Genomic DNA, 22,221 nt, shown 5'->3' with positions numbered 1-22,221 from the left:
AAATAGATTGGGGCGGCCCTTTGCATGGCCTGGCTCGATTGGCCCGTAAGAGGCGGCATCGATAACAACTCGCAGCAGCGCACCGCTGGGGTGCGTGTTGGCAAAACGAGCACGTCGCGTTTGGAGACAGCAATGAAAACGAAGAAGGCATGGATCAGGACGAGCATGGCGCTCGCGCTTGCGGGCGGCGCGCTGCTCGGTACGGGTGCGGCATATGCCCAGGTGAAGATCGGCGTGACGCTCTCGGCAACGGGCCCGGCGGCATCGCTTGGGATTCCCGAGAAAAATACCGTCGCGCTGTTGCCGAAGGAAATCGGCGGCAAGTCGGTCGAGTGGATCGTGCTCGACGATGGCTCGGACACGAGCCGCGCCGTGCAGAACACGCGCAAGTTGATCGACGAGGATCATGTGGATGCAATCGTCGGCTCGACGGTCACGCCGAACTCGCTCGCGATGATCGACCCCGCCGCGTCCGGCAAGACGCCGATGATCTCGATGGCCGCGTCGGCCGCGATCATCGCGCCGATGGACGCCAAGAAGGCCTGGGTCTTCAAGACGCCGCAGAACGATGCCTTGATGGCCGATGCCATCGCGAGCTACATGGAGAAACATGGCGTGAAGACGGTGGGCTTCATCGGCTTCGCGGATGCTTACGGCGACGGCTGGTACAACGTCTTCAACACGGCCGCGGCCGCGCACAAGCTGAAGATCGTCGCGAACGAACGGTATAACCGCACGGACACGTCGGTGACCGGCCAAGTCTTGAAGACGATGGGCGCGAACCCGGATGCGGTGCTGATCGCGGGCGCGGGCACGCCGTCGGCGCTGCCGGCCAAGGCGTTGAAGGAGCGCGGCTACAAGGGCAAGGTCTATCAGACGCATGGCGTGGCCAACAACGACTTCCTGCGCGTGTGCGGCAAGGATTGCGAGGGCGAGATCCTGCCCGCGGGTCCGGTGCTCGTGACCGAGCAACTGCCGGCGAGCAACCCGGTGAAGAAGTCCTCGGCCGCGTACAAGGAAGCGTATGAGAAGGCCTATGGCGCGGGCTCGCTGTCGACCTTCGGCGGTCATGCATGGGATGCCGGCCAGATGCTTCAGCGCGCCATTCCCGAGGCGCTCAAGAAAGGCCAGCCGGGCACGCCGGAATTCCGCGAGGCGCTGCGCGCCGCGCTGGAAAACCTGAAGGACCTGCCGGTCGCGCACGGCATCATGAACACGACCCCGACCGATCACAACGGCTTCGACGACCGCGCGCGCGTGATGGTGCAGATCGTCGACGGGAAGTGGAAGTTGCTGAACGACTGAGTCGCACGACGCGCATCACCGCGCGTTCGTGTGTCTTAATTTTGAGATGACGGAGCGGCGCACCGGCAACGGCGCGCCGCTTCGAGCATGCAAGGCCGCCCTTCCGGTGCGCCTGTTTCACGAGAAGCTTTGAAGAGGAAGTATGGACTTATCGATTGCGGCGATTCTCGCGCAGGACGGGATCACCACAGGCGCGATCTACGCGTTGCTGGCGTTGGCGCTGGTGCTCGTGTTCTCCGTCACGCGTGTCATTTTCATTCCACAGGGCGAGTTCGTCGCGTACGGCGCGCTGACGCTCGCGGCCCTGCAAACGCAGAAGCTGCCGGCGACCTGCTATCTCCTTATCGCGATGGGCGTGGGCTGCTTCCTCGCCGAAGTGGCCGGCATCGTGCGTCATCCTGCGCGATATCACCAGATCGGACGCTTGTTGGCCGTGCTGGCGGGCAAGTATCTGTTGTTTCCGGTGGCGGTGTGGGCGCTGACCCAGGCGGTCGCTCCCCAGACATTGCCGATGATCGCGCAGATCGCTCTGACGCTTCTGATCGTCGTGCCGATGGGACCGTTCGTCTACCGCCTCGCGTATGAGCCGATCGCGGAGGCGAGCACGCTGTTGCTGCTGATCGTCGCCGTAGCCGTGCATTTCGCGATGGTGGGACTCGGGCTCGTGATGTTCGGCGCGGAAGGTTCGCGCACGACAGCCTTCTCCGATGCCAACTTCGATCTCGGCGGCGTGTCGATCTCCGGGCAAAGCCTGTGGGTGGTCGGCACGGCAGTGGTGCTGATCGTCGCGCTTTACTTCTACTTCGATCGCTCGATTTCCGGCAAGGCGCTCCGCGCGACGTCGGTGAATCGTCTGGGCGCGCGCCTGGTCGGCATCGGCACGACGCAGGCCGGGCGCCTCGCGTTCACGCTCGCTGCCGGCCTCGGCGCGCTGTGCGGCGTGCTGGTCGCGCCCATCACGACGATCTACTACGACTCGGGCTTCCTGATCGGCCTGAAGGGCTTCGTGGGGGCCATCGTCGGCGGTCTGGTGAGTTATCCGCTCGCGGCGGCCGGTTCGCTGCTCGTGGGGCTGCTCGAATCGTATTCGTCGTTCTGGGCGAGTGCCTATAAGGAAGTGATCGTCTTCACCCTGATCATTCCGGTGCTGCTGTGGCGGAGCCTGGCAACGCCGCACACGGATGAGGACGAGGAGTAAGCGCATGAAATTCCTGAAACGATATCGATTCTTCTGGGTGTTCCTGCTGGTGGTCTTCTCGCTGCCGGTGCTGCCCGGGCCCGTCGCCGTGCCGGAATACTGGATCACGTTGCTGAACTACATCGGGCTCTACTCGATTGTCGCGATCGGGCTCGTGCTGCTGACGGGCATCGGCGGCATGACGAGCTTCGGGCAAGCCGCGTTCGTGGGCGTCGGCGCCTATGCAACGGCCTTTCTGACCACGCAATACGGCGTCTCGCCGTGGCTCGCGCTGATTGCGGGCGTCGTGCTGACGGCCTTTATCGCACTGTTGCTCGGGCTGATCACCATGCGTCTCTCGGGCCATTTCCTGCCGCTCGGCACGATTGCCTGGGGCCTTTCGCTGTTCTATCTGTTCGGCAACATGGAATTGCTCGGCAAGTACGATGGCATCAACGGCATTCCCGTCCTGAACGTCTTCGGATGGCAGCTCGAATCCGGCAGGAGTATCTACTACCTGATCTGGGTGGTCGTGCTGCTTGCCGTGATTTCGGTTCAGAACCTTCTGAATAGCCGGCCGGGGCGGGCCATTCGTGCGCTGCGCGGCGGCGGCACCATGGCCGAAGCAATGGGCGTGAACACGGCGTGGATGCGGGTCACCATCTTCGTCTATGCGGCAGTCCTGGCGGCCATTTCCGGCTTCCTGTATGCCCATTTGCAGCGCGCCGTCAATCCGACGCCGTTCGGCCTGAACCACGGCATCGAATTCCTGTTCATGGCGGTAGTGGGCGGGGTCTCGCATGTCTGGGGTGCGATTCTCGGCGCGACAACCCTCACCGTTCTGCAGGACTATCTGCAAACCTGGTTGCCCAGGCTGATCGGCGCGAACGGCAATTTCGAGATCATCGTGTTCGGCGTTGTGATGGTGCTGCTGCTTCAGTACGCGCGGCAGGGCGTATGGCCGTTCGTCGCTCGTCTTTTCCCGCGCGGACCCAGCGCACACGTTCCGGAACATGGAGAGGCTTTGCCGCAGCGCAGCAAACCGGCGACGGGTGAACGATTGCTGGTCGTGGAGAGGGCGCGCAAGCAATTTGGCGGGCTGGTTGCGGTCAACGACGTGAGCTTCGAAGTCAAGGCCGGCGAGATCATCGGTCTGATCGGTCCGAATGGTGCGGGAAAATCGACGACGTTCAACCTCGTCACCGGCGTGTTGCAGGCAACCAGTGGCGCGATCAGCTTCCATGGCGAGCGCATTGAAAAGCTCACGTCGCGGGATATCGTCAAGCGAGGCATCGGGCGGACGTTTCAGCACGTCAAGATGCTGCCCGGGATGACGGTGCTCGAAAACGTGGCGATCGGCGCGCATTTGCGGGGCAATACGGGCGTGTGGCGAAGCATCGTCCGCTTGAATGCGGCGGAGGAAGCCCGGCTGATGGCGGAAGCGGCCAAGCAGATCCGACGCGTCGGGCTGGAGAAGCATATCTACAGCGAGGCAGGAAGTCTGGCGCTCGGCCAGCAACGGATCCTGGAAATCGCGCGTGCGCTGTGTTGTGATCCGACTTTGTTATTGCTCGACGAGCCTGCTGCTGGTTTGCGCTATCAGGAAAAGCAGCAACTGGCCGAACTGCTTCGCAAACTGCGGGCAGAAGGGATGAGTGTTCTTCTCGTCGAGCACGATATGGATTTTGTGATGAATCTCACGGATCGACTCGTGGTGATGGAGTTCGGCACGAAAATCGCAGAAGGGTTACCGGTGGACGTGCAGAAGGATCCTGCGGTGCTGGAAGCGTATCTGGGTGGGGTGGAATGATGTCGCAGGTTATGAATCCAATTCTGCAGGTGGACGGGTTGTCGGTTCGATATGGCAAGGTGGAAGCGCTGCACGACGGTAAGCTCACCGTCGGCGCGGGGCAGATCGTGTCCGTGATCGGTCCGAACGGCGCTGGTAAGTCGACGCTGCTGAATGCAATCATGGGTGCGTTGCCATCTTCTGGGCATGCCAAAGGTTCAGTGCGTTATTTGGGCGAAGAGGTGTCGGCTCTGGCCATCGAGCGGCGGGTGTCGCGAGGAATGTGTCTTGTGCCGGAGAAACGCGAGCTGTTTTCGACGATGGCCGTTGAAGACAATCTGATTCTCGGCGCGTACCGGCGCAAGCGTGCGGGCGATCGAAATTTCCTGGATCAGATCGATGAGGTCTATCGCTTGTTTCCGCGTCTCAAGGAGCGACGGAAGCAGGCGGCGGGCACACTGTCGGGTGGGGAGCGACAGATGCTGGCAGTGGGGCGGGCGTTGATGGGTAAGCCGCAATTGCTGATGCTCGACGAGCCGAGTCTCGGGCTCGCTCCTTTGATCGTGAAAGAGATTTTTCACATCATCAGCGCATTGCGCGAGAGCGGCGTCGCTACGCTGCTGATCGAGCAGAATGCACGTGCAGCGCTGCAGATCTCTGACTATGGCTACGTTTTGGAAACCGGTGAGTTCGCTATGGAAGGCAGAGCTAGTGACCTGCAGCATGACCCGCAGGTGATCGAAACCTATCTCGGACTATCCAAAAAGATGGCCTAGTTTTCCCGATTTGTCCTAGTTTCCGAAGGCGTGTTTCACGTGAAACACGCCTTTTTTTCGCCCGGCGGAAGCGTAGCGAAGTCGACGAAGAAAAGAAACCGTTATAATTCAAGGCTATTCTCTCTTCAGGATCGTGTCGTTCGCACACGAGACCCCAATGCTTTATCCCACAGAATTTGACGTGATCGTCGTCGGCGGCGGTCATGCGGGCACTGAGGCGGCACTCGCTTCCGCTCGCATGGGCTGCAAGACCGTTCTTCTGACCCACAATATCGAGACGCTCGGGCAGATGAGCTGCAATCCGTCCATCGGCGGTATTGGCAAGGGCCATCTCGTCAAGGAAGTCGACGCCCTCGGCGGCGCGATGGCGGCCGCGACGGACGAATCGGGCATCCAGTTCCGCATCCTCAATTCTTCGAAAGGCCCCGCTGTGCGCGCAACGCGGGCACAGGCTGATCGACTGCTCTATAAGCAAGCGATACGTCATCGCCTGGAAAATCAGCCAAATCTGTGGCTATTCCAGCAAGCGGTAGAAGATCTGATGGTGGAGGGCGATCGCGTAGTCGGTGCGGTGACGCAGGTGGGACTACGGTTCCGTTCACGTGCCGTCGTTCTCACAGCGGGCACCTTTCTCGACGGGAAGATCCACGTGGGTTTGAATAACTACGTGGGCGGTCGGGCGGGTGATCCTGCAGCGGTTTCGCTTTCTGCCCGTCTTAAAGAGCTGAAGCTTCCGCAGGGCAGGCTTAAGACCGGTACGCCTCCGCGAATCGACGGTCGCACCATTGATTTCTCGCAGTTGGAGGAACAACCCGGCGATCTCGACCCGATTCCCGTTTTCTCGTTCCTCGGGCGTGTCGAGCAGCATCCCCGCCAAGTGCCGTGCTGGGTGACGCATACCAACGCACAGACGCATGACATCATCCGCTCGGGCCTTGATCGATCGCCGATGTACACCGGCGTTATCGAGGGCGTGGGACCGCGTTATTGTCCGTCGATCGAGGACAAGATTCACCGGTTTGCATCCAAGGACGCGCATCAGATTTTTCTGGAGCCGGAAGGTCTTACGACAAACGAGTTTTATCCGAACGGAATCTCGACCAGTCTTCCATTCGACGTTCAACTCGAACTCGTCCGATCGATGCGTGGCCTCGAGCATGCGCATATTCTTCGACCGGGCTATGCGATCGAATATGACTATTTCGACCCTCGTGGTTTGAAGGCGTCGCTTGAAACCAAGGCGATCAACGGCCTCTTCTTTGCTGGGCAGATCAACGGTACGACGGGATACGAAGAGGCGGCGGCTCAGGGATTGTTGGCTGGCATTAACGCCGGTCGGCAAGTGCAAGGGAAAGAAGCGTGGTCGGCGCGACGCGATCAGGCTTATCTCGGCGTTTTAGTCGATGATCTTGTCACGCGTGGCGTGTCTGAGCCGTACCGGATGTTCACCAGCCGCGCGGAGTATCGGCTTTCGCTGCGTGAAGACAACGCTGACATGCGTTTGACAGAGGTCGGAAGAGAATTGGGCGTGGTGGATGACGCGCGCTGGGATGCCTTCAGTCGAAAGCGTGATGCTGTTTCACGTGAAACACAGCGACTGCGTGTGACGTGGGTTAATCCGAAAACGCTGCCGGCGGAAGAGGCGATAGCACTACTCGGTAAGCCGATCGACCATGAATATAGTCTCGCAGACCTTTTGCGCCGTCCGGAAGTTTCCTATGACGGCATCTGCGCGCTCCTTGCTGGCGATTGCGGGCCGGAAGCCGAACTCTCGGACGATCCAGTGCTGTTGGCGCAGATCAAGGAACAGATCGAGATCGGCGTGAAGTATCAAGGCTATATCGAGCGTCAAGCAGACGAAATCCTGCGCAACGGCGCACAGGAAAATACCCGTCTGCCCGATGCGCTCGATTACAACGAAGTCCGCGGATTGTCGTTTGAAGCGCGTCAGAAGCTCACGCAGCATCGGCCGGAAACCATCGGGCAGGCATCGCGCATCTCGGGGATCACGCCGGCGGCGATTTCGCTGCTGATGGTTCATCTCAAGCGCGGCGCAGGTCGTCGCGGCCGGAGCTCGGCGGGAGAGGCATCCTCGACAGGCAACCCGACGGCGGCTCAATGACGGGACGCGCACCTTCGCTTGCGGCGACGCTGGACAACGGCGCCGCCGAACTCTCTCTCTCGCTTTCTCCTGAGCAAAAACAGAAGCTGCTTGATTATGTCGCGCTGCTGGGCAAGTGGAATGCCGTCTACAACCTCACGGCCATCCGCGATCCAGAGCAGATGATGATCCAGCACATCCTGGATTCGCTCGCCATCGTCCCGGCAGTATCTGCCCGCCGTCCGTCAACGGTGCTGGATGTCGGCTCGGGTGGCGGATTGCCGGGTGTCGTGCTCGCGATTACGCTGCCCGACGTGCGTGTGACATTGAACGACATCGTTCACAAGAAGAGTGCCTTTCAGTCGCAGGTCAAGGCCCAGTTGAGCCTCGACAATCTGTCTGTTGTAACGGGCCGAGTCGAGGCGCTGCGCCCTGGTGTCGAAGTAGCAGAAAAATTCGATGTAATCGTGTCTCGCGCATTCGCAGAGCTCTCCGATTTCGTTACACTTTCGCGTCATCTGGTCGAAGTCGATGGGCGCATTCTCGCGATGAAAGGTGTCAGGCCCGATGCCGAAGTCGCCCGTCTTCCGGCGGGCGCAACGGTGCTCGGCATGGAGCGTCTGAGGGTACCGATGCTCGACGCCGAGCGACATCTCATTGAAATTGCCGTCGCAGCAGAATGACGGTTCGCCGCACCGTTCGATCCGCCATCCAGGCACGCTGATCTTCTGACAGCGGAATAACGAGGACACTAAACGATGGCAAAAATCTTCTGCGTCGCAAATCAGAAGGGCGGCGTTGGAAAGACCACGACAGCGGTCAATCTCGCAGCGAGCCTCGGCGGGCTCGGACAACGCGTGCTGCTGATCGATCTCGATCCGCAGGGCAACGCGACAATGGGCAGCGGCATCAACAAGGCGGCCTGTGAAAACACCGTGTATGAAGTGCTCGTCGATGGCGTGGCCGTCCGTGACGCCCGCGTGCGGCCCGATGCTGTGAACTACGACGTGGTGCCGGCCAACCGGGAACTGGCGGGTGCGGAGGTCGAACTGGTCGACATGGAAAATCGCGAACGCATACTGCGCACCGCGATTGCCGAGGTAGTCGATGACTATGACTTTGTCCTGATCGATTGCCCCCCGGCACTGTCACTGCTGACGCTCAACGCGTTGTGTGCAGCGCATGGGGTCGTCATTCCGATGCAGTGCGAGTATTTCGCGCTGGAAGGACTGTCCGACCTGGTGAATACCATCAAGCAGGTTCACGCCAATCTCAACCGCGAGTTGACGGTGATCGGCCTGCTGCGCGTGATGTTCGACCCGCGGATCACGCTGCAACAACAGGTGTCGGACCAGTTGAAGGAGCACTTCGGCAGCAAGCTGTTCGATGTCGTCATCCCGCGCAACGTGCGTCTTGCCGAGGCGCCGAGTTACGGGCTGCCGGGTGTCGTGTTCGACAAGTCGTCGCGCGGCGCCCAGGCGTATATCCAGTTCGGCACGGAAATGATCGAGCGCGTGCGCGCGCTTAACGTGAACTGAGCAACACCCATTCGATGCGGCAGCGAACGCCGACGGAGGAACCGAAATGAGCGCTGTGATGAAGAAGAAGGGGTTGGGCCGGGGCCTGGATGCATTGCTCGGCGGCAGTGTCGACATCACCGAAGCCGTGCGCGGCGAAGGCACGCCCTCGGTGCTGGCGCTGGACAAGCTGCAGGCCGGCAAATACCAGCCGCGAACGCGCATGGACGAAGGCGCGCTCCAGGAGCTGGCAGCGAGCATCCGTGCTCAGGGGCTGATGCAACCCATTCTCGTGCGCTCGGTAGGCGACAACCGCTACGAAATCATCGCGGGCGAACGACGCTTCCGCGCAGCGCGTCTGGCCGGACTCGACGAAGTACCGGTCCTCGTGAAAAACGTGCCAGATCAGGCCGCGGCCGCGATGGCGCTGATCGAGAACATCCAGCGCGAAGACCTGAATCCGCTGGAAGAGGCGCAGGGCATCCAGCGCCTGCTCGATGAATTCAGCTTCACGCACGAACAGGCGGCAGAGTCGGTCGGACGTTCCCGCAGCGCTGTATCCAACCTGTTGCGCCTGTTGAATCTCGCGACGCCCGTCCAGACGATGCTCCTCGCCGGCGATCTCGACATGGGTCACGCCCGCGCGCTGTTGGCCGTGGACGCCGCCACGCAGATCCAGCTGGCCAACCATGTGGTGAATCGCCGCTTGTCGGTGCGTGAAACCGAACGTCTCGTCGCGGCGACGACCAAGGAAGCGCCGACGACCAAAGCGCGTGTGGCGAACGATGGCGGCCGCGATACGCGCCGGCTGGAAGAAGAACTGTCCGATTTGTTGTCCGCCAACGTGAAGATCAAGGTTGGTGGAAGAGGGCGCGGCAAGGTCACGATCGACTTCGGCACGCTCGATTCGCTCGAAGGCATCCTGAGCAAGCTGCGCGGCAGCATCGAATCGTCGACGCCGACTGCCTGACGGACGCGCATTGTGTCCGAGGTCAACGTCAAACGTACGCGGCTAGACTGGATCGGACGCATCTGGAGGACCGTCTCGAAGGAGCCGGTCCTCGCCATTCTGGTTTTCGCGCTGGCCGTGCTGCAGGTCGTGCAGCCGCGGCCGTGGCCGTCGTTGCCGGGTCTCGTCGACTGGCAAACGGTCCTGACGCTTGCGGGCCTTCTGATCCTGACGAAGGCCATCGAACTATCAGGATTCCTGATGTGGGCAGCGCATCGGCTGGTGCATCACATCCACGGCGAGCGCACGCTCGCGCTGCTGCTGGTTGCCCTCGCGGCGGCACTGTCCACCGTGCTCACCAACGACGTCGCGCTGTTCGCGGTCGTGCCGCTCGCGCTGTCGCTGCACAAGCTTGCTCCGCTGCCGATCAAACGGCTGGTCATCGTGATCGCGCTCGCGGTGAATGCGGGCTCGATTCTCACGCCACTCGGCAATCCGCAAAATCTCTTTCTCTGGCAGACGAGCGGTGTCGCATTCGGCGCGTTCGTGTGGACCATGCTGCCGCTGTGCGCCGCGCTGATGGCGCTGCTGGCCATCGTGACCTTCGCGATGTTTCGCGGCCAGGCGCTCGACTTGTCCAGCGACGTGGACGAGCATCGGGTGGATCGCGTGCTGTGCGTGATCAGTGCGGTGGCGTTCGCCGCGTTCGTCTTTCTCGCCGATGCCCATCATGTCGGACCCGCGCTCGCTGTTCTTGCCGCCGGGTTCCTGCTCTGGCGTCGTGAGGTCGTCTTCAGGATCGACTGGTTGCTGCTGCTCATCTTCGTGCTGATGTTCATCGTGTTGCGCAGTGCCGCTGCGATGCCCGTCATTCACCAAGCCATCGCGCATCTTGGCATCGACACGCCCGTCAGGGCGTACGCGGCGGGCGCCGTGCTGTCGCAGGGCATCAGCAACGTGCCGGCCGCCATCGTGCTCGCTGAATTCTCGAAGGACTGGCGTGCGCTGACCTACGGCGTGAGCGTGGGTGGCTTCGGTATCGCGATCGGTTCCCTGGCCAATCTCATTGCCGTCAGACTGTCGAATGAGAAGGGCATGTGGACGCCGTTTCATATCGTATCCATCCCGTTCTGGATCGTGGCGATGGTCATCGGATGGGCGCTCGTTTAACGTCCGATGAGCCCTCTGCCAATACTTGAGAATCTGCTTGCAATTGCAAGGAAAGTCTCGTTTTCGAGAACGTTTTCGGCCTGCTTTTTCACTGCCTTTTGACACACCTAAACTATTGAATCCGTGACAACAATCGCTTACAATCGCCCGGATTTATCAGCTAGGCCACCTCGAAAGCGCCGCGAAAGCGCAGGGTGATTTCCCCGGACTTTTGGTTGAAGGTTTGAAGACGGTGCGAGAGCAAAATCGAGCGCCGGACGCGCATGCAACCGAAGCTGCGCACGTCCCCGGAAATCAGCCGCACAGTACGTCGAGCGAGTCGTGGGACGCCGAGGCGCAAGATAACAATATCGTTCCGCTCACGCGGGATCAGGCAGAGAAGCTGTTTGGCCCGGAAGTGAGTCGTCCATCGCGTGTCACGCCGTTTCGGGTCGTGGCGGCGCAAATGGTTTTGTCCCTGGGTGCGACGCTGCTGTGGTGGCTGTTCTACAAGCCGCCGGGCGATGCTGCGCTGTCAGCCTTCCTGGGAGGAGCGATCTGCTGGGCGCCGAGTGCCTTGTTCGCCGCGCGCCTGAAAGCAAAGAGCGGCGCGGAGACGATTATGAGCTGGATGATCGGCGAGGCGCTCAAGATGGGAGCGACGATTGCTATGTTCGTGGCTGTCGCGTACGGGTACAAGAACGCGTTGTGGTTGCCGTTGCTCGTCACCTACATCATCGCTCTGAAGACTTACTGGGTTGCCATGGCGCTGCGGTGACATTTCATGACGTCCCAGGTAAGCGCCCGCAGCACCGATTGCAAGTAGCATCATGAATGAACAGGTGCGGAACAGTTTCCGCACTCCGGCCTCCCGCCCGGAGACGCGACGCGAAGCGGCGTCTCGGCAGCGGCAGGCGGCGAAAGATTTTTGACAATTTGGGTGGCTTTAACGATATGGCAGCTAGCGAAGGAACGCACGCTCTGGATCCGTCCGAGTACATTGCGCACCACTTGCAGAATCTTTCCACGCATACGCAGACGTCGATCTTCGACATCCACGTCTGGAATCTCGACACGCTGTTCTGGTCGATCGTATGCGGTGTCCTCACCATCGTCATTCTCGGACTGGCGGCACGCAAGGCGACGTCCGGCGTTCCCGGCCGTTTCCAGTGCGCCATCGAGATGCTGGTCGAGATGGTCGAAGACCAGTCGAAGTCGATGATCCACGGCAGCCGCCGCTTCATCGCTCCGCTCGCGCTGACCGTGTTCGTCTGGGTCGCCCTGATGAACTCCCTCGACTTCATCCCCGTGGATCTGCCGGGCCGGCTGATCGGCTGGCTGGGTCTCGAGCATGTCCTGCCGCACCACCGCATCGTGCCGACGGCCGACCTCAACGGCACCCTCGGCATCGCGCTCGGCGTGTTCGTGCTGATGATCTACTACAACTTCAAGATCAAGGGCGCAGGCGGCTTCGTTCACGAACTGCTGTCGGCTCCGTTCGGCGCGCATCCGCTGCTGTGGATTCCGAATCTCGCGCTGAACATCATCGAGTTCGTCGCCAAGACGGTTTCGCTCGGCATGCGGCTGTTCGGCAACATGTACGCCGGCGAGCTGCTGTTCCTGCTGATCGCCCTGCTGGGCAGCATGTGGTCGTTCGGTCCGGATCTGTCGTTGCTCGGCTTCATCGGCCACGTGGTCGCGGGCACGGTCTGGGCAATCTTCCACATTCTGATCGTGCTGTTGCAGGCGTTCATTTTCATGATGCTGACGCTGGTGTATATCGGCCAGGCGCATGACTCGCACTAAGTTGCGTAACCCGGCAGCAGCACGTTCCGGAAGCTTTCAGGTTTAGGTTTCGCAAGTTTCAATTTTTATAAATCCAGTTCCAAAGTCTTTAATCAAAGGAGTGATCATGCAAGCTTTCATCGCCAACATCCAGGGTCTGACCGCCATCGGTATCGGCATCATCATCGGCCTGGGTGCAATCGGCGCCTGTATCGGTATCGGCCTGATGGGCGGCAAGTACATTGAGGCGTGCGCCCGCCAGCCGGAACTGATGAACCCGCTGCAGACCAAGATGTTCCTGCTGGCTGGTCTGATCGACGCGGCGTTCCTGATCGGCGTTGGTGTGGCAATGCTGTTTGCGTTCGCGAATCCGCTGCTCTCGAAGCTCGCAGGCTGAGGTTCTCGGAAGTGTGCGTCTGACCTGTCTAGACGCCAGAACGGAACGGGTGAGGCGCTGATCGAGCTCAACAAGCCGATGAGCGCCTTTTAACCGTATTCCCTCCGATCAAGCAACGTTTAAGGAAACACCGTGAATCTCAACGCAACCCTGTTTGCGCAAATGGTCGTGTTTCTGATCCTCGCGTGGTTCACGATGAAGTTCGTGTGGCCGCCGTTGATCAACGCCCTCGACGAGCGCTCGAAAAAGATTGCCGACGGCCTCGCCGCCGCCGACAAGGGCAAAGCGGAACTCGAAGCAGCGCACAAGCGCGTCGACCAGGAACTCGCGCAAGCACGCAACGACGGCCAGCAGCGCATCGCTGACGCCGAGAAGCGTGCTGCCGCCGTCGCAGAAGAAATCAAGGCAAACGCTCAGGCCGAAGCGGCGCGCATCGTCGCGCAAGCCAAGGCTGACGCCGACCAGCAAGTCGTCAAGGCACGCGAAACACTGCGTGCGGAAGTCGCCGCGCTGGCCGTCAAGGGCGCCGAGCAGATTCTGAAGCGCGAAGTCGATCAGAACGCTCACGCCGCTCTGCTGAATCAACTCAAAACCGAGCTCTGATCATGGCCGAACTTGCAACCATCGCTCGTCCTTACGCAGAAGCGCTGTTCCGCGTGGCCGAAACCGGCGATCTCGCGGGCTGGTCCACCTTCGTCGAGGAGCTGGCACAGGTTGCGCGTCTGCCCGAAGTGGAATCGGTCGCGTCGAGCCCGAAGGTGAACCGTCAGCAAATCATCGATCTGCTGCTCGCCGCCGTGAAGTCGCCGCTGGCTCAGGGCAACGCTCAAGCGAAGAATTTCGTCGGCATGCTGGTCGAGAATCATCGCCTGCCGCTGCTGCCGGAAATCGCCGTCCAGTTCGACGAGCTGAAGAACGCCCGCGAAGGTGCGGCCGACGCGCTGATCGTGAGCGCGTTCCCCCTCGAAGGCGAACAATTGAACGACCTCGTCGCCAGTCTCGAACGCAAGTTTCAGCGCAAGCTGAAGCCGGTTGTCACGGTGGATCAGTCGCTGATCGGCGGCGTTCGCGTGACGGTTGGCGACGAAGTGCTCGATACCTCGGTCCGCGCGCGCCTCGCCCGCATGCAGACGGCTCTGACCGCGTGAGTTTTCAGGAAACCCGCGATCACCGTGTCTCTGACGGGCATGCAACAGAATTGACTATCAGGAGCGAATAATGCAACTCAATCCCTCTGAGATCAGCGAGCTGATCAAGAGCCGGATCCAGGGCCTTGAAGCGAGCGCGGATGTTCGCAACCAGGGCACCGTGATCTCCGTGACCGACGGTATCGTGCGCATCCACGGCCTGTCGGACGTGATGCAGGGCGAAATGCTCGAATTTCCGGGCAACACTTTCGGCCTCGCGCTGAACCTCGAACGTGACTCGGTCGGCGCCGTTATTCTCGGCGAGTACGAGCACATTTCGGAAGGCGACATCGTCAAGACGACGGGCCGCATTCTCGAAGTGCCGGTGGGTCCGGAAATGATCGGCCGCGTGGTCGACGCGCTCGGCAACCCGATCGACGGCAAAGGCCCGATCAACGCGAAGACGACCGACGCCATCGAAAAGATCGCGCCGGGCGTGATCTGGCGTAAGTCGGTGTCGCAGCCGGTGCAGACGGGCCTCAAGTCGATCGACGCGATGGTGCCGATCGGCCGCGGCCAGCGTGAGCTGATCATCGGCGACCGTCAGTGCGGCAAGACCGCCGTGGCCGTCGACGCGATCATCAACCAGAAGGGCAAGGACCTGTTCTGTATCTACGTCGCGATCGGCCAGAAGGCTTCGTCGATCATGAACGTGGTGCGCAAGCTCGAAGAAACCGGCGCGATGGAATACACCATCGTCGTGGCGGCTTCGGCTTCGGAATCGGCCGCGATGCAATACCTCGCGCCGTACGCCGGCTGCACGATGGGCGAATACTTCCGCGACCGCGGTCAAGACGCCCTGATCGTTTATGACGATTTGACCAAGCAAGCTTGGGCGTATCGCCAGATCTCGCTGCTGCTGCGCCGCCCGCCGGGCCGCGAAGCGTATCCGGGTGACGTGTTCTATCTGCACTCGCGTCTGCTCGAGCGTGCGGCTCGCGTCTCGGAAGAGTACGTCGAGAAGTTCACCAACGGCGAAGTAAAGGGCAAGAGCGGTTCGCTGACGGCACTGCCGGTCATCGAAACGCAAGCCGGCGACGTGACCGCATTCGTTCCGACGAACGTGATCTCGATTACCGACGGCCAGATCTTCCTGGAAACCGACCTGTTCAACGCCGGTATCCGCCCTGCGATCAATGCGGGCGTGTCGGTGTCGCGCGTTGGCGGTGCGGCTCAGACGAAGGTCGTGAAGAAGCTGTCGGGCGGTATCCGTACCGACCTGGCGCAGTATCGTGAACTGGCCGCGTTCGCGCAGTTCGCATCGGACCTCGACGAAGCCACCCGCAAGCAGCTGGAGCGCGGCCGCCGCGTGACGGAACTGCTGAAGCAGCCGCAGTATCAGCCGCTGCAAGTGTGGGAACTGGCTGTGTCGCTGTTCGCGGCGAACAATGGCTACCTGGACGACCTGGAAGTTTCGCAAGTGCTGCCTTTCGAAAAGGGCATGCGCGAATTCCTGAAGACCAGCCACGGCGATCTGATCAAGCGCATTGAAGACAACAAGGACTTGGCGAAGGACGACGAAGGCGCACTGCATGCTGCGCTGAAGGACTTCAAGAAGTCGGGCGCTTATTGATCGGGATAGAGAGGCAACGCGCGATGTTGAACAACATCGCGCCGCTTCGATCAGGGAGTAAGCAATGGCTGGAATGAAGGAAATTCGCGGCAAGATCAAGAGCGTGCAAAACACGCGCAAGATCACCAAAGCGATGGAAATGGTCGCCGCATCGAAGATGCGCCGCGCCCAGGAACGCATGCGTTCCGCCCGTCCGTATGCCGACAAGGTCCGCGCAATCGCCTCGCACATGAGCAAGGCCAACCCCGAGTATCGCCATCCGTTCATGGTGGAGAACAAGGGTGCGAAGACCGCCGGCCTGATCCTCGTCACCACCGACAAGGGTCTGTGCGGCGGCATGAATACGAACGTGCTGCGCATGTCGTTGAACAAGATCAAGGAACTCGATCAGAGCGGTGTGAAGATCGAAGCGTCGGCGATCGGCGGCAAGGGTCTGGGCTTCCTGAACCGGCTGAAGGCGCAGGTCGTGTCGCAAGTCACGCAACTGGGCGACACGCCGCATCTGGAAAAGCTGATCGGCGCGATCAAGGTGCAGCTCGACTTGTATTCGGAAGGCAAGATCAACGCGGTGTACCTGGCGTACACGCGCTTCGTCAACACGATGAAGCAGGAAGCGGTGATCGAGCAGTTGCTGCCGTTGTCGGTGGATGACCTCCACGCGAAGGATGAAGACGGCGTTACGCCGAAGACTTCGTGGGACTACATCTACGAACCGGACGCACAGACCGTGGTGGACGAGCTCCTCGTGCGCTACGTCGAGGCGCTGGTTTATCAGGCTGTCGCGGAAAACATGGCGTCGGAGCAGTCCGCGCGCATGGTCGCGATGAAGGCCGCGTCCGACAACGCGAAGACCGTGATCAACGAACTGCAGCTCGTCTACAACAAGAGCCGCCAGGCCGCGATTACGAAAGAATTGTCGGAAATCGTCGGCGGCGCCGCAGCGGTCTGATGGCCGCGTGAAAGAACACAGTATCTAAAGGAAATGCGATGAGTACCACTGCTTTGGTAGAAGGCAAGATCGTACAGTGCATCGGCGCCGTTATCGACGTGGAGTTTCCGCGTGCAGAGATGCCGAAGATCTACGACGCGCTCATTCTGGAAGGCACCGAACTGACGCTCGAAGTCCAGCAGCAGCTGGGCGACGGCGTGGTTCGCACCATCTGTCTGGGTGCTTCCGACGGTTTGCGCCGCGGCACGATGGTCAAGAACACGGGCAAGCCGATCAGCGTGCCGGTTGGCAAGCCGACGCTGGGCCGCATCATGGACGTGCTCGGCCGTCCGATCGACGAAGCCGGTCCGATCACCGCGGAAACCACGCGTTCGATCCACCAGAAGGCGCCGGCGTTCGACGAACTGTCGCCGTCCACGGAACTGCTCGAAACCGGCATCAAGGTTATTGACCTGATCTGCCCGTTCGCGAAGGGCGGCAAGGTGGGTCTGTTCGGTGGCGCCGGTGTGGGCAAGACCGTGAACATGATGGAACTCATCAACAACATCGCGAAGGAACACGGCGGTTACTCCGTGTTCGCCGGTGTGGGTGAGCGTACCCGCGAAGGGAACGACTTCTATCACGAAATGAAGGACTCGAACGTTCTCGACAAGGTCGCGCTGGTCTACGGCCAGATGAACGAGCCGCCGGGCAACCGTCTGCGCGTCGCGCTGACCGGCCTGACGATGGCCGAGCACTTCCGTGACGAAGGCCTCGACGTGCTGTTCTTCGTCGACAACATCTACCGTTTCACGCTGGCAGGCACGGAAGTGTCGGCACTGCTCGGCCGTATGCCGTCGGCAGTGGGCTATCAGCCGACGCTGGCTGAAGAAATGGGCAAGCTGCAAGAGCGTATTACGTCGACCAAGACCGGCTCGATTACGTCGGTTCAGGCCGTGTACGTCCCTGCGGATGACTTGACCGACCCGTCGCCGGCTACGACCTTCGGCCACTTGGACGCAACCGTCGTGTTGTCGCGTGACATCGCTTCGCTGGGTATCTATCCGGCCGTGGACCCGCTCGATTCGACCTCGCGTCAGATCGACCCGAACGTGATCGGCGAAGAGCACTACTCGATCACGCGCGGCGTGCAGCAAACGCTGCAGCGCTACAAGGAACTGCGCGACATTATCGCGATTCTGGGCATGGACGAACTGTCGCCGGAAGACAAGCTGTCGGTCGCGCGTGCGCGGAAGATCCAGCGTTTCCTGTCGCAGCCGTTCCACGTCGCTGAAGTGTTCACGGGCTCGCCGGGCAAGTACGTGCCGCTGAAGGAAACCATTCGCGGCTTCAAGATGATCGTCGAAGGCGAATGCGATCATCTGCCGGAACAGGCGTTCTACATGGTCGGCACGATCGACGAAGCCTTCGAAAAGGCCAAGAAGATCCAGTAAAGGTCGGGTTATTTCAGGCGGACGCCAATGCTGTGCAGCGGCGTCCACGAAATACACAGACCGACAGGAGTCGACACATATGGCAACCATCAAGGTAGACGTCGTCAGCGCGGAAGAGCAGATCTTCTCGGGCCAGGCGAAGTTCGTCGCGCTGCCGGGCGAAGCGGGTGAACTCGGCATTCTGCCGGGCCACACGCCGCTCATCACGCGCATTCGGCCGGGCGCGGTGCGCATTGAGGCGGAGGACGGTTCGGAAGAGTTCGTGTTCGTTGCAGGCGGGATTCTCGAAATCCAGCCGGGCATCGTGACCGTACTCGCCGATACCGCCATTCGCGGCGCCGATCTCGACGAAGCGAAGGCAGAGCAGGCGAAGAAGCGCGCCGAAGAAGCAATGCAGGACAACAAGTCCGAACTCGAATACGCCACCGCGCAAGCGGAACTGGCGTACGCGACAGCGCAGCTCGCGGCGATTCAGCGTCTGCGCAAGGTACACGCGAAGCACTGACACGCAACACGCTTTTGCGTGCTCAGCAGCGACAAGAGGCAGCCTTCGGGCTGCCTTTTTTATGCTCGATTCGGGCTGCGTGTTGGGCCATTTCTGCATATCGGATGTGCGAGGTCTGGCCCGCTGTTCCATAGACCCTTGATTCATCGACGTTCCCGGCAACGCGCGAGGTATCTTCGCGCCGCATTGCGGGGAAACACTCAATGTCTGTCGGCAAGATCGCCATGCACAATGGCTTTCATCGGCCCTTACAGCGGCAAGCCACACTACGTCCAGCAGAGGGCGGCGAACTATCCAGGCGGAGAGTGATCGATGGCGACTGAACAGACGCAGGCGGGTGCGCAGGTCGAACCGCGCGACGGCGTGTCCTACGTGCGCGGTGCAACCGATATCCCCTTGAGCGAAGCAACCGTGTCGCGCTTCCTGCTCGACACCGTGCGCCGTTTTCCGGATCGCCCCGCTGTGGTGTTTCGCGAGCAGGGCATCCGCTGGACGTGGCGTCAGTTCGCCGACGAGATTGATGCGCTCGCAAGCGGACTGCTGGCGCTGGGCGTCGAGGCGGGCGATCGGGTGGGAATCTGGTCGCCGAACCGGGCCGAATGGCTGTTGACGCAGTTCGCCACGGCTCGCATGTGTGCCGTGCTGGTGAATATTAATCCGGCGTACCGGCTGGCCGAACTGGAATACGCGCTGAACAAGGTCAGCTGCAAGGCCATCATCGCCGCCGAGCAGTTCAAGTCGTCGAAATACCTGGAGATGCTCGAGTCGCTCGCGCCTGAACTCGCCCATGCCGAGCCCAACGCACTGCGCGCCGACAAGTTGCCCGACTTGCGCGCGGTGATTCGCATGGGCGACGCGAGCAGTCCCGGCATGCTCAACTTCGCCGACGTGATGCGCCGCGGCCGCGAGCAACTCGACCGGGCGAAGCTCGACGCGCTGGAAGCGGCGTTCCATTCCGACGATCCGATCAATGTCCAGTTCACGAGCGGCACGACTGGCAACCCGAAGGGCGCGACGCTCACACATCGCAACATCGTCAACAACGCGCGCTACATCGCGATGGCCATGCGGCTGACGGAGCAAGACTCACTGTGCATTCCAGTGCCGCTGTACCACTGCTTCGGCATGGTGCTGGCGGTGCTTGCATGCGTCTCGACGGGCTGCGCGATGGTCTTTCCCGGCGAGGCCTTCGATCCCCGCGCGACGCTCGCCGCCGTCCACGAAGAGCAATGCACGGCGCTGCACGGCGTGCCGACCATGTTCATTGCCGAACTGGATCACCCGGATTTCGGTACGTTCGATCTCAGCCGCCTGCGCACCGGAATCATGGCCGGCTCGCCGTGCCCGATCGAGACCATGAAGCGGGTCGTGTCGAAGATGCATCTGAGCGAGATCACCATCGCCTACGGTATGACCGAGACGAGCCCGGTGTCTTTCCAGAGTTCGACCACGGATCCGCTCGACAAGCGCACGACGACCGTCGGACGCGTCCAGCCGCATCTTGAAGTGAAGATCGTTGATCCGGTGGGCGAGATCGTGCCGGTCGGCGAAACGGGCGAGCTCTGCACGCGCGGCTACTCGGTGATGAAAGGCTACTGGGGCGACGAAGCGAAGACACGCGAAACCGTAGTCGATGGCTGGATGCATACCGGCGACCTCGCCACGCTCGACGCCGAGGGCTATTGCAACATCGTCGGCCGCCTGAAAGACATGTTGATTCGAGGCGGCGAGAACATCTATCCGCGTGAGATCGAAGAATTCCTGTTTCGCCATCCAAAGGTGCAGTCGGTCCAGGTTTTTGGTGTTCCCGACCAGAAGTATGGAGAGGAAGTGTGCGCATGGATCGTCGCGCGTCCGGGCGAGCATTTGAGCGAGGAAGAAATACGGGATTTTTGCGCGGGCCAGATCGCGCATTACAAGGTGCCGCGTTACATTCGTTTCGTCGATGACCTGCCGATGACCGTAACCGGCAAGGTACAAAAGTTTGTCATGCGGGCCCGCATGGTCGACGAACTGAAGCTTTCGGAGAGCCGAACCGCCTGACGACGTGGACAATTCGGCCAGGAGACACCGTCAGAAACGAGAAGGGAGCGCAGTGCGCTCCCTTCTGTCTTTGGACCAAACGTCGATGCGGCTGGCGCGATTGAAGCACTCAAACGGCGCAAACGTTTGTTCAGGCAAAAAAAAAGCGGGCCTGGAGCCCGCTAAAAACCACACGCTACGGGGTTAGCGCGAGGAGACCAAAGGTGAGATGTTTCGAGTACGAAACTCGAAGAACGATCCCAGCAGAGATGCCCCAAAAGTGAGCTTCGGCGATTGCCGACCACCGGAAACGCGCAGCTTTTATCTCGCACGCCCCAATACATCCGTGTTGAAACCGTTTGAACAGATTGTGGGCGAATTGAATCCGCGTCGCCGTAACAAAGTGTTTCAGGTTGTAACCCCCGTCCCGTAAGGCTTTCAGGAAATTTTCGCGCGCAATTAGTGGGTTTCGCGTGGATATATTGCCCGATCTTCGAAACGCTCACTTCATCGGATGGTTCGAATGAAAAAATGCCGACTTAAGGCCTAGTGCGATTATTCTAATCGTCCGAGAAAATCGAACGCGCGGACGCATGTAAACGGAGCGCAAAACCCGTGTGCGGGCGTCTTTTCCAAACAATCATCTGGAGACAAGCATGACCATCGATGCGGCTCTGCTGCGCTACTACCAAAACGTTGCCCAGGCGTTTCCGCTTCCTGCACTGGACGACGACGCGCAAGCAGTGCGAGACCGGTTCAGCAAAATTGCAAGCGCGTACGCCGTCCCGGGCGATGCAGCTGTCACGACCGTGGACATCGAGATCCCCCTCGAGGGCCGCACCGTCAACGCGCGCATCTACCAACCGGCCGACATCGCGGGCCCCTTGCCGCTCCTGGTGTATTTTCATGGCGGCGGCTGGGTGGTCGGCGACCTGGAGACGCACCACGGCCTCGTCGCGCGGCTCGCGCGGGATGCCCAATGCGCGGTGGCAAGCGTTGATTACCGGCTGGCGCCCGAGTTTCCATTCCCCGCGCCGTGCGCCGACGCGTTCGACGCGCTGATCTGGCTCGCCGAGCACCGCTCGCGCCTCGGCTTTGCGACTGACCGGCTCGCCGTGGGCGGCGACAGCGCCGGCGCGCACCTGGCGGTGGTCGCGGCGCGCGGCGCAAACCAGCAGGTGGCGGGAATCGTCGACTTGCAGTTGCTCCTCTATCCGGTCATGCGGCAACAGTTCGACAGCCCGAGCAGCATCGCCAACGCGAACGGTCCAGGCCTCACCAATGAAGAGATGAAGTGGTACTGGGCCCGGTTCTTCGCGGCCGGCACGCCCGATTCCGACGACGCACGCGCCTTCCCGCTCGCCGAGCCGTACGAGCGCTCGCCCGCTCCGGCGCTGATCGTTGCGGCGGCCTACGACCCGCTCTACGACGATGCCTACGCCCTCAAGAGCTTTCTCGAAGCCAATGGCGGCCGCGCCGAGATGATCGACGCGCACGACATGACGCACGGATTCGCCCGCCTGCATTCGCACTCCGAGGCGGCGCTCGCCTGGTTGCGCAAGATCGGCGTGCGCACCGGCGAGCTGCTGCGGGCGGGGCGCTGAGCC

The 22,221-nt window shown here is 61.1% G+C and carries 20 protein-coding genes; all 20 read left to right on the top strand.

Features of this window, described 5'->3' with window-relative positions; translation table 11 throughout:
• Window positions 1–132 precede the first annotated feature (132 nt).
• The 20 genes from QCE88_RS00920 to QCE88_RS00825 all read left to right on the top strand — a co-directional run bounded on the left by QCE88_RS00920 (window position 133) and on the right by QCE88_RS00825 (window position 22,218).
• Window positions 133–1,305, top strand: a complete 1,173-nt coding sequence (locus QCE88_RS00920) for an ABC transporter substrate-binding protein (RefSeq protein ID WP_309898383.1) — start codon at window positions 133–135, stop codon at window positions 1,303–1,305.
• Between the two features lie 142 nt (window positions 1,306–1,447).
• On the top strand, window positions 1,448–2,503 hold the full coding sequence (locus tag QCE88_RS00915) for a branched-chain amino acid ABC transporter permease (RefSeq protein ID WP_309898380.1): 1,056 nt from the start codon (window positions 1,448–1,450) through the stop codon (window positions 2,501–2,503).
• Between the two features lie 4 nt (window positions 2,504–2,507).
• Window positions 2,508–4,292, top strand: coding sequence for a branched-chain amino acid ABC transporter ATP-binding protein/permease (locus QCE88_RS00910; RefSeq protein WP_309898378.1), 1,785 nt, complete (start codon window positions 2,508–2,510; stop codon window positions 4,290–4,292).
• Between the two features lie 11 nt (window positions 4,293–4,303).
• Window positions 4,304–5,047: an ABC transporter ATP-binding protein gene (locus tag QCE88_RS00905; RefSeq protein WP_309898376.1), complete on the top strand. Its 744-nt coding sequence runs from the start codon at window positions 4,304–4,306 to the stop codon at window positions 5,045–5,047.
• A 157-nt stretch (window positions 5,048–5,204) separates the two neighbouring features.
• Window positions 5,205–7,169: a tRNA uridine-5-carboxymethylaminomethyl(34) synthesis enzyme MnmG gene (gene mnmG / locus QCE88_RS00900; protein WP_309898374.1), complete on the top strand. Its 1,965-nt coding sequence runs from the start codon at window positions 5,205–5,207 to the stop codon at window positions 7,167–7,169.
• Window positions 7,166–7,831, top strand: coding sequence for a 16S rRNA (guanine(527)-N(7))-methyltransferase RsmG (gene rsmG / locus QCE88_RS00895; RefSeq protein ID WP_309898371.1), 666 nt, complete (start codon window positions 7,166–7,168; stop codon window positions 7,829–7,831). Before mnmG ends, rsmG begins: the two co-directional genes overlap by 4 nt.
• 75 nt (window positions 7,832–7,906) lie before the next feature.
• A complete protein-coding gene (locus tag QCE88_RS00890; protein WP_309898369.1) occupies window positions 7,907–8,686 on the top strand; it encodes a ParA family protein in 780 nt (259 codons plus the stop codon).
• 46 nt (window positions 8,687–8,732) lie between these two features.
• Window positions 8,733–9,635, top strand: a complete 903-nt coding sequence (locus QCE88_RS00885) for a ParB/RepB/Spo0J family partition protein (protein WP_309898367.1) — start codon at window positions 8,733–8,735, stop codon at window positions 9,633–9,635.
• Window positions 9,636–9,647: 12 nt separating this feature from the next.
• Window positions 9,648–10,784: an SLC13 family permease gene (locus QCE88_RS00880; protein ID WP_309898365.1), complete on the top strand. Its 1,137-nt coding sequence runs from the start codon at window positions 9,648–9,650 to the stop codon at window positions 10,782–10,784.
• A 223-nt stretch (window positions 10,785–11,007) separates the two neighbouring features.
• Window positions 11,008–11,541: an ATP synthase subunit I gene (locus QCE88_RS00875; RefSeq protein ID WP_309898363.1), complete on the top strand. Its 534-nt coding sequence runs from the start codon at window positions 11,008–11,010 to the stop codon at window positions 11,539–11,541.
• A 176-nt stretch (window positions 11,542–11,717) separates the two neighbouring features.
• Window positions 11,718–12,569: a F0F1 ATP synthase subunit A gene (atpB, locus tag QCE88_RS00870; protein WP_309898361.1), complete on the top strand. Its 852-nt coding sequence runs from the start codon at window positions 11,718–11,720 to the stop codon at window positions 12,567–12,569.
• Window positions 12,570–12,675: 106 nt separating this feature from the next.
• Entirely contained in the window at window positions 12,676–12,945 is a 270-nt protein-coding gene (gene atpE / locus QCE88_RS00865; protein WP_007180033.1) for a F0F1 ATP synthase subunit C, read from the top strand.
• A gap of 132 nt (window positions 12,946–13,077) precedes the next feature.
• On the top strand, window positions 13,078–13,548 hold the full coding sequence (locus QCE88_RS00860; protein WP_309829637.1) for a F0F1 ATP synthase subunit B: 471 nt from the start codon (window positions 13,078–13,080) through the stop codon (window positions 13,546–13,548).
• 2 nt (window positions 13,549–13,550) lie between these two features.
• The gene (locus tag QCE88_RS00855) at window positions 13,551–14,093 is read left to right on the top strand and encodes a F0F1 ATP synthase subunit delta (protein ID WP_309810895.1); all 543 of its coding nucleotides are present in this window, start codon (window positions 13,551–13,553) and stop codon (window positions 14,091–14,093) included.
• Window positions 14,094–14,163: 70 nt separating this feature from the next.
• A complete protein-coding gene (gene atpA, locus QCE88_RS00850) occupies window positions 14,164–15,705 on the top strand; it encodes a F0F1 ATP synthase subunit alpha (protein WP_309829633.1) in 1,542 nt (513 codons plus the stop codon).
• A 64-nt stretch (window positions 15,706–15,769) separates the two neighbouring features.
• Complete coding sequence (atpG, locus tag QCE88_RS00845; RefSeq protein ID WP_309898358.1) at window positions 15,770–16,654, top strand: F0F1 ATP synthase subunit gamma; 885 nt, start codon at window positions 15,770–15,772, stop codon at window positions 16,652–16,654.
• Between the two features lie 38 nt (window positions 16,655–16,692).
• On the top strand, window positions 16,693–18,087 hold the full coding sequence (gene atpD / locus QCE88_RS00840; protein ID WP_309898356.1) for a F0F1 ATP synthase subunit beta: 1,395 nt from the start codon (window positions 16,693–16,695) through the stop codon (window positions 18,085–18,087).
• A gap of 79 nt (window positions 18,088–18,166) precedes the next feature.
• Entirely contained in the window at window positions 18,167–18,592 is a 426-nt protein-coding gene (locus QCE88_RS00835) for a F0F1 ATP synthase subunit epsilon (protein ID WP_309810880.1), read from the top strand.
• 312 nt (window positions 18,593–18,904) lie between these two features.
• The gene (locus QCE88_RS00830) at window positions 18,905–20,635 is read left to right on the top strand and encodes an AMP-binding protein (RefSeq protein ID WP_309898354.1); all 1,731 of its coding nucleotides are present in this window, start codon (window positions 18,905–18,907) and stop codon (window positions 20,633–20,635) included.
• A 635-nt stretch (window positions 20,636–21,270) separates the two neighbouring features.
• Window positions 21,271–22,218, top strand: a complete 948-nt coding sequence (locus QCE88_RS00825) for an alpha/beta hydrolase (protein ID WP_309898352.1) — start codon at window positions 21,271–21,273, stop codon at window positions 22,216–22,218.
• Window positions 22,219–22,221: the final 3 nt, after the last annotated feature.

The organism is Caballeronia sp. LZ035 (assembly GCF_031451175.1).
Lineage (GTDB): Bacteria > Pseudomonadota > Gammaproteobacteria > Burkholderiales > Burkholderiaceae > Caballeronia.
This window is presented reverse-complemented; position numbering and strand designations above follow the sequence as displayed.